Here is a 14669-nt window from a genome sequence, read left to right as displayed (position 1 = left end):
CTTATGCGTCGCGGTTCAGCCAGGCCATATATTCCGTTACGCCTTCGGCAACGGTCTTGAACGGCTTGTCGTAGCCTGTGGCGCGCAGGTTGGTCAGATCGGCCTGAGTGAACGCCTGGTAGCGGCCTTTCAGCTTGTCCGGGAACGGAATGTACTCAATGCTGCCTTTCTTGTGGTACGCCAGCGTCGCGTCTGCCACCGCCTGGAAGGATTCCGCGCGGCCGGTACCCAGGTTGAAAATGCCGGAAACACCGTTTTCCCAGAACCACAGGTTTACGGCGGCAACGTCGCCCACGTAGACGAAGTCACGCTTGAAGCCGTCGCTACCTTCGAACAGTTTCGGGCTTTCGCCATTATTCAACTGGGTATTCAGGTGGAATGCTACGCTTGCCATACTGCCTTTGTGACCTTCGCGCGGTCCGTAGACGTTGAAGTAGCGGAAGCCAACAATCTGGGAGTTCGCTTCTGGCAGAACCTGACGCACGTATTCGTCGAACAGGAATTTAGAGTAGCCGTAGACGTTCAGCGGCTGCTCATATTCGCGGGACTCGATAAAGTCCGAGGTGCGCCCGCCGTAGGTTGCCGCAGAAGAGGCGTACAGGAAGGGGATTTCACGCTCCAGGCAGTAGTGCAGGATCTCTTTGGAGTACTGATAGTTGTTGTCCATCATGTACTTGCCGTCCCACTCGGTGGTGGAGGAGCAGGCACCTTCGTGGAAAATGGCTTCGATCTCGCCGAACTCTTCACCCGCCATAATCTGGATAAGGAAGTCTTCTTTATCCATGTAGTCAGCGATGTTCAGATCCACCAGGTTAACGAACTTGGTGCCGTCTTTCAGGTTGTCAACCACCAGGATGTCGGTGATGCCTTTGTCATTAAGAGCCTTAACAATATTGCTGCCGATAAAGCCCGCGCCGCCGGTAACGATGATCATAACAGTAACCTTTGAAGTGTTGAGCCCGGGGACAATCCCGGACGCTAATGTCTTTATCATATCATTACAATGCCCGGTCTTCAGCCATTCACCGATATGCAGCAGGGGTACACGTGATTTATGCTGCAAAAACGACAAGAGATAATGTGTCATCTCGTCATGAACTATAGGTTTGGGTAATATGTCCCGAAATTTGCCGAGTCTGGAGAATTGCAATGCGTGGTGATTTTTACAAACAGTTAAATAGCGACCTCGACACCGCACGTGCGGAAGGGTTGTTCAAGGAAGAGCGTATTATCACGTCTGCTCAGCAGGCGGACATCACCGTTGCCGACGGCAGCCACGTGATCAACTTTTGTGCGAACAACTACTTAGGTCTTGCGAATCACCCTGAGCTGATTGCCGCTGCGAAAAACGGCATGGACACCCACGGTTTCGGCATGGCCTCCGTACGCTTTATCTGCGGTACCCAGGACAGCCACAAGCAGCTTGAGAAAAAGCTGGCGAACTTCTTAGGAATGGAAGATGCCATTCTGTACTCCTCCTGCTTCGACGCTAACGGCGGTCTGTTTGAGACCCTGCTTGGCGCAGAAGATGCGATTATCTCCGACGCCCTGAACCACGCCTCTATCATTGACGGCGTGCGCCTGTGTAAAGCGAAGCGTTTCCGCTACGCCAACAACGACATGGTTGAGCTGGAAGCACGCCTGAAAGAGGCGCGTGAGGCGGGGGCTCGCCACGTGCTGATCGCCACCGACGGCGTGTTCTCCATGGACGGCGTGATCGCCAACCTGAAGGGCGTGTGTGACCTGGCAGACAAGTACGACGCGCTGGTGATGGTCGATGATTCTCACGCGGTTGGTTTTGTCGGCGAAAACGGCCGCGGCTCGCACGAATACTGTGACGTGATGGGCCGCGTGGACATCATCACCGGTACGCTGGGCAAAGCGCTCGGCGGCGCATCCGGCGGCTATACCGCCGCGCGTAAAGAGGTGGTTGAGTGGCTGCGCCAGCGCTCCCGTCCATACCTGTTCTCCAACTCTCTGGCACCGGCGATTGTTTCTGCCTCCATCAAAGTGCTGGAGATGGTGGAGTCCGGTGCCGGGCTTCGCGACCGCCTGTGGTCCAACGCCCGCCTGTTCCGGGAAAAAATGAGCGCAGCAGGGTTCACCCTCGCCGGTGCTGACCACGCGATCATTCCGGTGATGCTGGGCGATGCGGTTATCGCGCAGAACTTTGCCCGCGAACTGCAAAAAGAAGGGATTTACGTCACCGGGTTCTTCTTCCCGGTGGTGCCAAAAGGTCAGGCGCGTATCCGCACCCAGATGTCTGCGGCGCATACGCCTGAACAAATTGAACGTGCGGTGGAAGCCTTTACCCGCATCGGCAAACAGCTGGGCGTCATTGCCTGAGGACGTGTGATGAAAGCGTTATCCAAACTGAAAGCGGAAGAAGGGATTTGGATGACCGACGTGCCGGAACCGGAAGTCGGTCACAACGATCTGCTGATCAAAATTCGTAAAACGGCTATCTGCGGTACTGACGTTCATATTTACAACTGGGACCAGTGGTCACAGAAAACCATTCCGGTACCGATGGTTGTCGGTCACGAGTACGTCGGCGAAGTGGTGGGTATCGGTCAGGAAGTGAAAGGCTTCAAAATTGGTGACCGCGTCTCCGGTGAAGGTCATATCACCTGCGGCCACTGCCGTAACTGCCGCGGTGGGCGTACCCACCTGTGCCGCAACACCGTTGGCGTGGGCGTGAACCGTCCGGGCTGTTTCGCGGAATACCTGGTGATCCCGGCGTTTAACGCGTTCAAAATTCCGGATAACATCTCTGACGATCTGGCCTCTATCTTCGACCCGTTCGGCAACGCGGTACACACGGCGCTCTCCTTCGATCTGGTCGGCGAAGATGTGCTGGTCTCCGGCGCGGGCCCCATCGGCATTATGGCGGCAGCCGTAGCAAAGCACGTTGGTGCACGTAACGTCGTGATCACCGACGTGAACGAGTACCGTCTGTCGCTGGCGCGTAAGATGGGCGTTACCCGCGCGGTGGATGTCTCGAAAGAGAACCTGACCGACGTGATGGAAGAGTTGGGCATGACCGAAGGCTTTGACGTGGGTCTGGAAATGTCCGGTGCGCCGCCGGCGTTCCGCACGATGCTGGATACCATGAACCACGGTGGCCGCATCGCGATGCTGGGCATTCCGCCGTCAGATATGTCCATCGACTGGAACAAAGTCATCTTCAAGGGGCTGTTCATCAAAGGCATCTATGGCCGTGAGATGTTCGAGACCTGGTACAAGATGGCGGCGCTGATTCAGTCTGGTCTGGATCTGTCCCCGATTATTACTCATCGTTTCTCCATCGGTGAGTTCCAGCAGGGCTTCGACGCGATGCGTTCAGGGCAGTCCGGGAAAGTTATTCTGAGCTGGGATAAATAATGAAAAAGGGGCCTGAGGCCCCTTTTTTCACTGATTTTTTTTCTCTTCATCCGTCAGATAACGCACCTTGCGGGTGTAGTCCTGACCTTTGAACAGCAGCGCGTTATCCGGCGATTCAAGATACTTCTGCCATTCGGAGAGAGGGAAACCGCCGTGCGCGCCAATCACCTCTTTCGGTACAACGGCTTCCTGACCACCGATCTTCTTGGAGACCGGCCAGTTCATCCAGTCGCCCAGATTAACGGTTTTCAAATCCAGCATATCCAGCAGTGCGGCGAGCGGTAGCTGATCGGTCGGCGGCTGCGTGTCGTCCATCAACTCCCAGGTATCCTGGAACAGCGTCAGCCACAGCGGGCAGACGCGGCGCCAGGTTTTTTTGGTTGCCGCAAGAAACGCGCCGTTAACGTGATCGACCAGATACGGACGCACCGTCTCCTTGTAATACGCCGGCACTTTCTCCGCTGGCGCGCCGTCCAGCTTTGCAATCATTTTGCCCTGACGGAAGCTGGAGTAGATGTGCATGTCGACCATGTTAATCTCGGGCATCTTGAGCAGGTTGAGATCGGAGTCGATCATCAATACGCCTTCACCGCGCGCCTGCAGCGGGGCGTTAAGCTTCACCAGACGGCTGAGGTAGATCTGCTTATAGCGGTAACCTTCCTCACGAACCGGAAGATTCAGCGTCACTACGCGGGTTTTCGGCGGCAGTACCCCGAAGGCGGATTCAGGCTGATCGCTGACGATGACGATCTCGCTGACGCCAGTGGCGTAACGTTCTGCAAACGTCGCTGATAATAACGCTTCTTCGACGAAATCTGCGCCCGTACATGGGATCACGATGGAATCCACCGCAACGAGATCGCGCGTGACCGGAAGGGAAGCATACGGAATGTTATGTCGCCCGGTGATGTGGCGGTAGCGAGCATTCAGGAATTTAAACATGTTCTTCTCGTTTGGTTAGTGCGCGCCAAGAACGGCTTCGACACCGCTGACATAGTTTTCGATAGCGTAGGTATGGCAGACGTTCTGGTATGCAGCCGCAGCCAGTCGAGCCCGCAGGTCTGCATTCGCCCAGATATTATCCAGATGCTGAGCAAGCTGTGAAACATCGCTCCAGGGGAAGAGCAGCCCCGTTGACTCATGATCAATCAATTCAGCCGTACCCGTCACCTGAGAGCCAATAACAGGGATTTTAAGCAGCATCGCTTCCAGCACTACGCGAGGCAGCCCTTCGCTTTTTGAGGCGAGTATAAACGCGTCAAACGTGGCAAGGTAGTCAAATGGCGTATTCTGGAAGCCCGTGAAAATCACGTTGTTCTCAATGCCCAATTCTTTGGCTTGCGCGGTTAATGCGGCACGCTCTGCACCTTCACCCACCAGCACCATCTTCCATTTTGCGTCGGGTTCCCTGCGGCTGAACTGTGCCAGCGCCGCCAGCGTGTGGTGGTTGGCTTTGCGAGGAATTAACGATCCAATGCTGCCAAAGACAAACGTATCGTCGTCAATGTTCAGGCGATGACGCATGGCGCGTCGATCCGGTAAAGGCTGGTGGATGTCGATGGCATTGTTTACCGTTGTGCACAGCTCAGGCCGGACGCCATGCTGAAGTAACACGCGCTCAACGCCGTGCGAGACGGCGATGATTTTTGTGGCATGGGCATTCACCAGCTTTACCAGCGGCGGCGTCAGCACCGGTTCAATGCGGCAGTGCTGGATGATCCGCGCACGCAGTTTAGCTCCCGCCAGGTAACCCTCTTCGTTAGAACCTGGCTGGTTGTTCATGTACAGCGTATCGAAACCGCCTTCCCTGAAAATCGTCTCGATTTTGCTGACGTTGGGGCGAATACGCCAGAGCGTATCAATATGGCGCGTGACGGCCTTGCGGCCGCTGCGCGAAAAGAAAAGCAGGCTGCGACCCAGTTCTTTTGCAATCTTCGCCCACGCGGGCTGCTTATGCTGAGGGATGACAATTAACGGGATGCCAATGCCATTCAACACCTGACCGATGGTTTGCCCTTCTGCTCGGCTGTAGTCGGAGTAAAAACAACAGGTGATATCAAACTTCTCGCGATTAATGCGCTTCAGAAGTTCGAGCATGCTGTTGGTGCCTCCTCCCCATTCTTTACCGGTATCGAGGAGCAGGATTTTGTGTCGTTGCGGCATCTTTCTACCTTAGTCACCTGTCGCGGGGAAGGGCTTTTTACCCCAACCTTGCCACTGATGCTGGAAATATTGCACCAGCGTACTCTGGCTCACGCTTTCGCTAATTACTGTGAAGAAGCGGGTTGCATGCACCGGTTCAAGCGGCCGTTTTGGCTTGCAGTTTTTTACACCGCTGAAAGGATTACGCGGCTGCGTTGCTGGCGGCTGTGCGCTGCCAGGACGAGACGTATCCACCTGCGGTTCATTGAGCAGATCGCTCGGCCGCACCAGCGTGATATCAGCAGGTAAGGTCGGCAGCATCTGTTGCAGCACGCGTACCGTTGAAGGATGCGGATGGCCGATGGCAATGGCTGAGCCGTTGCGGCGGGCTAGCTGTACAGCACGATTAAACTGCACCCGAATATCCGCTTCATTTTGCGTGTCATCCAGGAACACCTTGCGCTTGATCACCTTCACGCCGGTTCCCTGAGAGGCTCGCAGGGCCTGGCTGTTGCCGATGGTCATGCTGTCGAGGAAATAGAGGTTGTAGCGTTCCAGCGCCTGCATCACCTTCAGCATCCCGTACAGGCTGGACGTCATCGCGCTGCCCATATGGTTATTCAGGCCGACGGCATATGGCACTTTATTGTAGGCGTCGCGGATGATGCGGTCGATCTCATCGCTGCTCATGTCCGGACGAAGCGTGTCTTTTTCCAGCGGCTGTTTGCTAAGCGGTGCCATAGGCAGGTGGATCAGGACCTGATGACCGCTGTTATGGGCCTTGGTCGCCATTTCCCGCGCGTGAGGCGCATTGGGGAGGACCGCAACGGAGATGGCTGACGGCATCGCCAGTACCTGGTTTTCATAGTGCGGACGATAACCGAAGTCATCAATCACGATTGCGAGCTTACCTGCGTATACCGGAGCAGCCAGCGCCAGCGCGCTGACGACGGAGAGAACTATTCGACGAAACTGAAGCAAAACTTATCTTCCCAACCACGGCTGTGGATTGACCGCCTGACCCTGGCGACGAATTTCGAAATAGAGTGACGGGCGGCCCTGACCGCCACTGCTGCCCACAAGGGCGATGGGTTGGCCCGCGCGCACCTGCGTGCCGACGCTGACCAGCGCGCTCTGGTTGTAGCCGTAAAGACTCATATCGCCTTTACCGTGTTCGACTACCACCACCAGCCCGTAACCCTGCAGCCAGTCGGCCAGAATCACGCGGCCATCGGCGATGGCTTTCACTTCGCTACCTTCAGACGCACCGATAACTATCCCTTTCCAACGTAGCTCACCCTGTAGCTGTTCGCCATAGCGATGCAGAATTGAGCCGCGAACCGGCCAGAAAGCCTGACCGCGAGGAGAGCCTAAACCGCCGGTGCGCGACATCAGGGAACGTTCGCTTTCGCTTGGCTTGTAGGTGGTCCCTTTGCGGGACGCTTCCTGCTGCTTGTCGCGAACGGCCTGCGCCTCGCGAGCCTCTTTTTCGGCGCGCGCTTTCGCCGCGGCTTCCGCACGGGCGATGCTGTTACGCAGTTTTGATTCGTTGGCGCGCATTTCGCTCAGCTGGCTCTGACCTTCCTGAATGGAGGACTCAAGGCCGGAAAGGGTTTTCTTACGCTCGTTGCGCGCCTGCTCAAGTTTCGCCTGCTGGGCCTGCTGATCGTAAAGCAGAGTCTGCTGCTGGCTCTGCTTCTCTTCCAGCTCGGCTTTTTGCGTGGTGACCTCTTCGCGCGTCTGCTTGAGCTGCGCGATCGTTTCCTGACGCGCCTGATTCAGATAGCCAAAGTAGGCCTGCAGACGCTGGCCGCGCTGGCTCTCTTCACCGCTGAGGATCAGCTGCAGGCCGGTGTGTTCACCCTGGCGGAATGCGGCATCAAGCTGAGCCGCAAGGTTGCGCTCTTGTGCATCACGCTGGCGTTCCAGTTTGGCAATCGACGCGTTCATCTCGTCAATCTGTTTATTCAACTGGGTGAGGGTGTTTTGCGTTTCACGTAATTGACGTGCGGCGGCGGAGATGGCCTCTTCCTGCTGCTTAAGCTGGGCGAGCAGGGTGGCGCGCTGCTGCTGCTGCTGGCGAACCGCACGCTCTTTAGCGGCGATATCGGCCTGAATGGATTTCAGCTGGTCGCGGTCATCCGCGTGGGCGGATGCGGCGCACAGCAATACGCCAGCGCTGAGTGCGCTGGCGCAAAGCAAAGGTCTGACTGATAACCTAAGCGGCTTCACGACCCATGTGATTGAAAAAATCGCCTTTCCCCTCATGGGGAGCGATTATTCCACGATGAACAGCGGCTTACCAGTCATCTCTTCAGGGATCGGCATACCCATCAGCGACAACATGGTTGGCGCGATGTCAGAAAGCTTGCCGCCTTCTACTGCTTTCAGTGATTTATCGCCAACATAAATCAGCGGAACAGGCAGGTTGGTGTGGGCCGTGTGCGCCTGGCCGGTCGCCGGGTCACGCATCTGTTCAGCGTTGCCGTGGTCAGCGGTGATCAGCAGCTGACCGCCAACGGATTCCACCGCTTTCGCGACCTGCTCAACGCAGTTGTCCAGCGCTTCAACCGCTTTCACCGCCGCTTCCATCACCCCGGTATGACCGACCATGTCGCCATTCGGGTAGTTACAGATGATGGTGTCGTATTTGCCGCTTTCGATGGCCGCAACCAGTTTTTCAGTCAGCTCGGCAGAACTCATTTCTGGCTGCAGATCGTAAGTGGCGACTTTCGGCGAGTTAATCAGAATACGGTCTTCGCCTTTGAACGGCTCTTCAACGCCGCCGTTAAAGAAGAAGGTCACGTGCGCATATTTCTCGGTTTCAGAGATGCGCAGCTGTGTCTTATCGTTCTTCGCCATCCACTCACCGAAAGTGTTTGCCAGCGAGGCCGGTGGGTAAGCGCATGGAGCTTTGATATCGGCAGCGTATTCGGTCAGCTGGATGAAGTCGAGATTCACCACTTTCTTACGGGCGAAGCCGTCGAAGTCGCCGTTGACGAACGCGCGGGTAATTTCGCGCGCGCGGTCAGCGCGGAAGTTCATGAAGATCAGCGCGTCGCCATCTTCCATCACGGCATCCGCCTGACCTTCAGCGCGAATCACGGACGCTTTCACGAATTCGTCGTTTTCATCGCGTGCGTAAGCGGCTTCCAGTGCTTCCACGGCGGTCGCGAACTGGAATTCACCTTTTGCCAGGGTCATCAGGTCATAGGCCTGTTCTACGCGATCCCAGCGGTTGTCGCGGTCCATGGCGTAGTAGCGGCCAATGATGGACGCCACGCGGCCTTTACCCAGCGCGGCGAATTTGTCTTCGAAGGCTGTCAGGGAGCCTTTTGCGCTGCGCGGTGGCGTATCGCGACCGTCCAGGAAGGCGTGCAGATAGATTTTTTCCGCACCGCGCTCAGCGGCCAGCTCAACCATCGCCATGATGTGATCTTCGTGGCTGTGAACGCCGCCTGCAGAGAGCAGGCCCATGATGTGTACGGCCTTGCCAGCGGCAACGGCTTTATCAACCGCGCCAGACAGCGTTGGGTTGGAGAAGAAGGTACGTTCTTTAATTTCAACGTCCAGACGCGTCAGATCCTGATACACGATACGCCCGGCGCCCAGGTTAACGTGACCCACTTCAGAGTTGCCCATCTGGCGGTCCGGCAGGCCCACTTCCAGGCCAGACGCGTCAATCAGCGTATGCGGACGTTTTGCCCACAGCGCATCCATGACCGGGGTTTTGGCGTTGAAAATAGCGTTATCCTGGCTGTCTTCACGGTAGCCATAGCCATCCAGAATCACCAGTACCATAGGTTTTTTAGAAACCGACATTGCGACAACCTCATGCTCAAGAGTCAAAATTTGCGTAATTTTACTACAGCTGAATCGATCAAATAGCCGCAGAAGATCAAAGAAAGCGCAGGGGCAAGGGGGTGACCAGACCATTTTGAGGCATTTTTTTAGGTGGCATGCCGCAGAAAATGGATTAGGTTATGGTCGCTGGCTGTATTTGCCAGAACGCACAGGTATACTCCTGTCCTGGTTTTTTTTATCACTTAGTCGGGAGTAGTTACCCTCCATGCAAGAAATTATGCAATTCGTTAGCCGCCATCCGGTACTGAGCATCGCGTGGATTGGCCTGCTGGCTGCTGTGCTGTTCACCACATTTAAGAGCCTGACGTCTAAGATTAAGGTTATCACCCGTGGTGAAGCGACGCGTCTGATTAACAAAGAAGATGCCGTCGTCGTCGATCTGCGTCAGCGTGACGATTTCCGTAAAGGTCACATTGCGGGTGCAATCAACCTGTTGCCAGCTGACATCAAAGCGAACAACGTCGGTGAGCTCGAGAAACACAAGGCCCAACCGATTATCGTTGTTGATGCAACCGGCATGCAGGCACAGGAATCTGCCAGCGCGCTTCATAAAGCGGGCTTCGAAAACGTAACGGTGCTGAAAGAAGGTATTTCCGGCTGGAGCGGGGAGAATCTTCCTTTGGTTCGCGGTAAATAAGGAGTTCAGTCATGGCCAATATTGAGATCTATACCAAAGCGACGTGCCCGTTCTGCCATCGCGCGAAAGCGCTGCTGAACAGCAAAGGCGTCACGTTCCAGGAACTGCCGATCGACGGTGACGCGATCAAACGCGAAGAGATGATCAAACGTAGCGGTCGTACGACGGTTCCGCAGATTTTTATTGATGCGCAGCACATTGGTGGCTGTGATGACTTGTATGCGCTCGACGCCCGTGGTGGACTCGATCCGCTGCTGAGCTAAGAGACTTTAGGACAATTAAAAAGGGTTTTTCCATGTCAGAACAAAACAATACCGAAATGACTTTCCAGATCCAGCGCATCTACACCAAAGATGTTTCTTATGAAGCGCCAAATGCGCCACATGTTTTCCAGAAAGACTGGCAGCCAGAGGTTAAACTTGATCTGGATACCGCATCTACCCAGCTGGCAGATGACGTGTATGAAGTCGTACTGCGTGTGACCGTTACCGCGTCTCTGGGCGAAGAAACTGCATTCCTGTGTGAAGTACAGCAGGGCGGCATCTTCTCTATCGGCGGTATCGAAGGTAACCAGATGGCGCATTGCCTGGGTGCGTACTGCCCGAACATTCTGTTCCCGTACGCGCGTGAATGCATCACCAGCCTGGTTTCTCGCGGTACATTCCCGCAACTGAACCTTGCGCCAGTTAACTTTGATGCGCTGTTCATGAACTATCTGCAGCAGCAGGCTGGCGAAGGTGCTGAACAACATCAGGATGCCTGATGAGCACTGTTAATGCGTCAATGACTGTGATCGGTGCCGGCTCATACGGCACCGCTCTTGCTATCACGCTGGCAAGAAATGGTCACGACGTGGTCCTGTGGGGCCACGATCCAAAACATATCGCCACGCTGCAGCGCGACCGTTGCAACGTGGCGTTTCTCCCGGACGTTCCGTTCCCCGACTCCCTGCACCTTGAAAGCGACCTTGCGACCGCGCTGGCGGCCAGCCGCAACATTCTGATTGTGGTCCCGAGCCATGTATTTGGCGACGTGCTGCGTCAGATTAAGCCGCTGATGCGCCCGGATGCGCGCATTGTCTGGGCGACAAAAGGGCTGGAAGCCGAGACCGGACGCCTGCTGCAGGACGTTGCCCGCGAAGCGCTGGGTAATGACATCCCGCTGGCGGTTATCTCCGGCCCGACCTTTGCCAAAGAGCTGGCCGCTGGCCTGCCAACGGCGATTTCGCTGGCATCAACCGATCAGACCTTCTCCGACGATCTGCAACAGCTGCTGCACTGCGGCAAGAGCTTCCGCGTCTACAGCAACCCCGATTTTATCGGCGTACAGCTGGGCGGTGCGGTGAAGAACGTGATTGCGATTGGTGCCGGGATGTCCGACGGCATTGGCTTCGGTGCCAACGCGCGTACCGCGCTGATCACCCGAGGGCTGACCGAGATGTCCCGCCTTGGCGAAGCGCTGGGCGCCGATCCGGCCACCTTTATGGGAATGGCGGGCCTGGGCGACCTGGTGCTGACCTGTACCGACAACCAGTCTCGTAACCGCCGTTTTGGCATGATGCTCGGACAGGGCAGCGATGTAAAAGGCGCGCAGGAGAAGATTGGTCAGGTGGTTGAAGGCTACCGCAATACCAAAGAAGTTCGCGAATTGGCGCACCGGTTTGGTGTCGAAATGCCAATAACCGAGGAAATTTATCAGGTATTGTATTGCGGAAAAAATGCGCGCGAGGCAGCATTGACCTTATTAGGCCGTGCGCGCAAGGACGAGCGCAGCAGTAACTAGTCGGAACCGTTATCACCTGAATGACCCAGCCAGCGCAGAACTGGCTGGTCATTATACTATCGTCTGGAGTTAGCAATGCCGTGTGAAGAACTGGATATCGTCTGGAATAATATTAAAGCCGAAGCCCGGGCGTTGGCCGACTGCGAGCCGATGCTGGCCAGTTTCTACCACGCAACGTTACTCAAGCATGAAAACCTGGGCAGCGCGCTCAGCTACATGCTTGCCAACAAGCTGGCTTCCTCGATCATGCCTGCTATCGCCATTCGTGAAGTGGTCGAAGAGGCTTACGCCGCAGACCCGGAGATGATCGCCTCTGCCGCCTGTGATATCCAGGCCGTGCGCACGCGTGACCCGGCGGTCGATAAATATTCTACGCCGCTGCTGTACCTGAAAGGCTTCCACGCCCTGCAGGCTTACCGCATCGGCCACTGGTTATGGAACGAAGGCCGCCGCGCGCTGGCTATCTTCCTGCAAAATCAGGTTTCCGTGACCTTCCAGGTGGACATTCACCCTGCGGCGAAAATTGGCCGCGGGATCATGCTCGACCACGCCACCGGGATTGTTGTTGGTGAAACGGCGGTGATTGAAGATGACGTCTCGATCCTGCAGTCGGTTACCCTGGGCGGTACCGGTAAAACCAGCGGCGATCGCCATCCGAAAATTCGTGAAGGGGTGATGATAGGCGCGGGTGCCAAGATCCTCGGCAATATCGAAGTTGGGCGTGGGGCGAAGATTGGTGCGGGTTCGGTTGTGCTCCAGCCTGTACCGCCGCACACCACCGCCGCTGGCGTGCCGGCGCGCATCGTCGGCAAACCCGACAGCGATAAGCCGTCCATGGACATGGATCAGCATTTCAACGGCATTCACCATACCTTCGAGTATGGTGACGGCATTTAACTTCTGAGAATGGCGCCCGGATACCCTAGCTGGCGCCAGGCTTCATAGACCACCACCGACACCGCGTTCGACAGGTTCATGCTGCGGCTGTCCGGCATCATCGGAATGCGGATTTTCTGCTCAGCGGGCAGGGCATCGAGAATCGTGGCGGGCAGGCCGCGCGTTTCCGGACCAAACATCAGATAGTCACCTTCCTGATAGCTTACGGCGCTGTGCGCTGGCGTACCTTTGGTGGTCAGGGCAAACATGCGCTGCGGCTTTTCGGTCTCCAGAAACGCGGCGTAATCATGATGGCGAACCACGGCGGTAAATTCGTGATAATCCAGCCCCGCGCGGCGCAGGCGTTTGTCGTCCCACGTAAAGCCCATCGGCTCAATGATATGCAGGCGAAAACCGGTGTTTGCACACAGGCGGATGATATTGCCGGTATTCGGCGGAATTTCTGGTTCGAATAAAACGATGTTAAGCATGCTGCCCCCTTAATTGCGGGGGCAGAATAGCAGAAAAGAGAGGGACTACGCGACGCCGGGTTCCTGCGAACGGCTGTACAGCATTTTGTAGACGGTTGCCGCAGCGGCCACCAGGGCGGGCACGCTGAGGATCATTAAAATACTGTCGGCCTGCCACTGCATGGAAAGAAGCTGGGCGCTGGTCATGGTTCCCGCCACGCCGCCAAAGCGGCCGATCCCCTGCATCCAGGCGATGCCCGTCGCACGACACTCGGTAGGGTAAAAGGTAGCGGCCAGGGTTTGCATGCCCGATTGCGCACCGTTCATCGCGATCCCCATCAGGAAGATCAGCCCGCCAAACAGGGCGATATGGTTATGCTCCATGCCGAGCAGCAGGATCAGCCCCATCGTCAGGACAAACCCGCCCGCGACCACCTTGTGCGCTTCCCAGCGGTCCATCATCCAGCCTGCGAGCAGAATGCCTGCGGTACCGCCGAAGGTGAACAGCGAAGTCAGCCATGCGGATTCCGCCAGGGCATAGCCCATCCCCTGCATCAGCGTCGGCATCCAGCTCAGCAGAACGTAGTAAATGACCAGTCCCATAAAATAGGTCACCCACAGCATCAGGGTGCCGGGCAGCCAGGGCATGGAAAACAGCTGCGACACGCTCCCCTTTTTAGACGCGGTTTTCTCCTCCGCCAGGAAAAAGCCCGTGACGCTCTCCAGCGTGCTGCGGGAGAACCGGCTGGCGATACGGCGGATCTGCATAACGTCTTTTCCGCGCTGCACCAGAAACTTCACCGACTCCGGTAAAAGCAGCGCCAGCAGCAGCGTTAAAATCAGCGGAGCAATTGCGCCGGTCAACAGCACGCTTCGCCAGCCGTGGTGGGGGATAAGCCATGAAGAGATCGCGCCACCGCCAGCCGCACCCAGGGGGAAGCCGCAGTACATGGTATTAATCGCCATGGCGCGACAGCGCTGGGGAGCAAACTCGGAGATAAGCGTAATGGCGTTCGGCATGGCGGCACCCAGCCCGAGGCCGGTCAGAAAGCGCCACAGCGTCAGGGTATTCAGGCTTTGCGCCCAGGCCGTCCCCAGGCTCGCGAGGCCGAAGAACAGGCAGGAGAAGACCAGCACGCGCTTGCGTCCCACCCGGTCCGATACCGGACCTGCAATCAGCGCGCCCAGCGACAGCCCCAGCAGCGCCGCGCTCAGTACCGGGCCCAGATCCTGTTTATGGATCCCCCATTCTGCCGACAGCGTAGGCGCAATGTAGCCCATCGCGGCGGTATCGAAACCATCGATCGCCAGAACCAGAAAGCCCAGCACGACGAGAAGCCAGTGAAACCCTGAAAAGCGACTTTCATCGATCACCTGCTGAATATCCACCTTACCTGAATACGTCATACGCTCCCCTCTGATGTGATGTTGTTTTTGTGTTCTTGTATTTGCTTGTCTATACAATTGCGGACGGCAGGTGGATGTCAAATTTTCTTATCCAATATGTTACCTGG

General features: G+C 56.5%; 15 protein-coding genes. 7 read left to right on the top strand and 8 right to left on the bottom strand.

All coding sequences use genetic code 11. The features are described from left to right. Window position 1: 1 nt before the first annotated feature. A complete protein-coding gene (gene rfaD, locus M2433_RS15490) occupies window positions 2-934 on the bottom strand; it encodes an ADP-glyceromanno-heptose 6-epimerase (RefSeq protein ID WP_429055492.1) in 933 nt (310 codons plus the stop codon). Window positions 935-1149: 215 nt separating this feature from the next. On the opposite strand from rfaD, the gene kbl reads away from it, so the two are divergent. Further along, entirely contained in the window at window positions 1150-2346 is a 1197-nt protein-coding gene (gene kbl / locus M2433_RS15485; protein WP_429055493.1) for a glycine C-acetyltransferase, read from the top strand. 9 nt (window positions 2347-2355) lie between these two features. Beyond that, window positions 2356-3384: an L-threonine 3-dehydrogenase gene (gene tdh / locus M2433_RS15480; protein ID WP_429055496.1), complete on the top strand. Its 1029-nt coding sequence runs from the start codon at window positions 2356-2358 to the stop codon at window positions 3382-3384. A gap of 27 nt (window positions 3385-3411) precedes the next feature. On the opposite strand, the gene M2433_RS15475 is transcribed toward tdh, so the two are convergent. The 5 genes from M2433_RS15475 to gpmM are packed head-to-tail and all read right to left on the bottom strand — an operon-like array spanning window position 3412 to window position 9348. Then, window positions 3412-4326, bottom strand: coding sequence for a hypothetical protein (locus tag M2433_RS15475; protein WP_429055497.1), 915 nt, complete (start codon window positions 4324-4326; stop codon window positions 3412-3414). Between the two features lie 15 nt (window positions 4327-4341). Further along, window positions 4342-5547, bottom strand: coding sequence for a glycosyltransferase (locus M2433_RS15470; RefSeq protein WP_429055499.1), 1206 nt, complete (start codon window positions 5545-5547; stop codon window positions 4342-4344). 9 nt (window positions 5548-5556) lie between these two features. Continuing rightward, on the bottom strand, window positions 5557-6507 hold the full coding sequence (locus M2433_RS15465) for a divergent polysaccharide deacetylase family protein (RefSeq protein WP_429055501.1): 951 nt from the start codon (window positions 6505-6507) through the stop codon (window positions 5557-5559). Between the two features lie 3 nt (window positions 6508-6510). After that, the gene (gene envC, locus M2433_RS15460) at window positions 6511-7770 is read right to left on the bottom strand and encodes a murein hydrolase activator EnvC (protein WP_429055680.1); all 1260 of its coding nucleotides are present in this window, start codon (window positions 7768-7770) and stop codon (window positions 6511-6513) included. A gap of 33 nt (window positions 7771-7803) precedes the next feature. Further along, window positions 7804-9348, bottom strand: a complete 1545-nt coding sequence (gene gpmM / locus M2433_RS15455) for a 2,3-bisphosphoglycerate-independent phosphoglycerate mutase (RefSeq protein WP_429055503.1) — start codon at window positions 9346-9348, stop codon at window positions 7804-7806. Window positions 9349-9595: 247 nt separating this feature from the next. Here gpmM and M2433_RS15450 point away from each other — a divergent pair, with 247 nt between their 5' ends. From M2433_RS15450 to cysE, 5 genes are all read left to right on the top strand, one after another. Further along, on the top strand, window positions 9596-10027 hold the full coding sequence (locus M2433_RS15450) for a rhodanese-like domain-containing protein (protein ID WP_429055505.1): 432 nt from the start codon (window positions 9596-9598) through the stop codon (window positions 10025-10027). 11 nt (window positions 10028-10038) lie between these two features. Next, window positions 10039-10290: a glutaredoxin 3 gene (grxC, locus tag M2433_RS15445; RefSeq protein WP_023309914.1), complete on the top strand. Its 252-nt coding sequence runs from the start codon at window positions 10039-10041 to the stop codon at window positions 10288-10290. A 32-nt stretch (window positions 10291-10322) separates the two neighbouring features. Beyond that, on the top strand, window positions 10323-10790 hold the full coding sequence (gene secB, locus M2433_RS15440) for a protein-export chaperone SecB (RefSeq protein WP_047347582.1): 468 nt from the start codon (window positions 10323-10325) through the stop codon (window positions 10788-10790). Next, window positions 10790-11809 (top strand): NAD(P)H-dependent glycerol-3-phosphate dehydrogenase, encoded by a 1020-nt coding sequence (gene gpsA, locus M2433_RS15435; protein ID WP_429055507.1) that lies wholly within the window; start codon window positions 10790-10792, stop codon window positions 11807-11809. The genes secB and gpsA overlap by 1 nt, the downstream gene beginning before the upstream one ends. A gap of 75 nt (window positions 11810-11884) precedes the next feature. Beyond that, on the top strand, window positions 11885-12706 hold the full coding sequence (gene cysE, locus M2433_RS15430) for a serine O-acetyltransferase (protein WP_008502718.1): 822 nt from the start codon (window positions 11885-11887) through the stop codon (window positions 12704-12706). On the opposite strand, the gene trmL is transcribed toward cysE, so the two are convergent. Together trmL and M2433_RS15420 are read right to left on the bottom strand one after the other, a co-directional pair. Continuing rightward, the gene (trmL, locus tag M2433_RS15425; RefSeq protein WP_125366588.1) at window positions 12703-13176 is read right to left on the bottom strand and encodes a tRNA (uridine(34)/cytosine(34)/5-carboxymethylaminomethyluridine(34)-2'-O)-methyltransferase TrmL; all 474 of its coding nucleotides are present in this window, start codon (window positions 13174-13176) and stop codon (window positions 12703-12705) included. The genes cysE and trmL overlap by 4 nt on opposite strands. Window positions 13177-13221: 45 nt before the next feature. After that, on the bottom strand, window positions 13222-14562 hold the full coding sequence (locus M2433_RS15420; protein ID WP_429055511.1) for an MFS transporter: 1341 nt from the start codon (window positions 14560-14562) through the stop codon (window positions 13222-13224). Window positions 14563-14669 lie beyond the last annotated feature (107 nt).

Source organism: Enterobacter sp. AC1 (assembly GCF_050434705.1).
Lineage (GTDB): Bacteria > Pseudomonadota > Gammaproteobacteria > Enterobacterales > Enterobacteriaceae > Enterobacter > Enterobacter cloacae_L.
The sequence above is the reverse complement of the archived record's forward strand: the minus strand, read 5'-3'. Positions and strand labels throughout refer to the sequence as shown.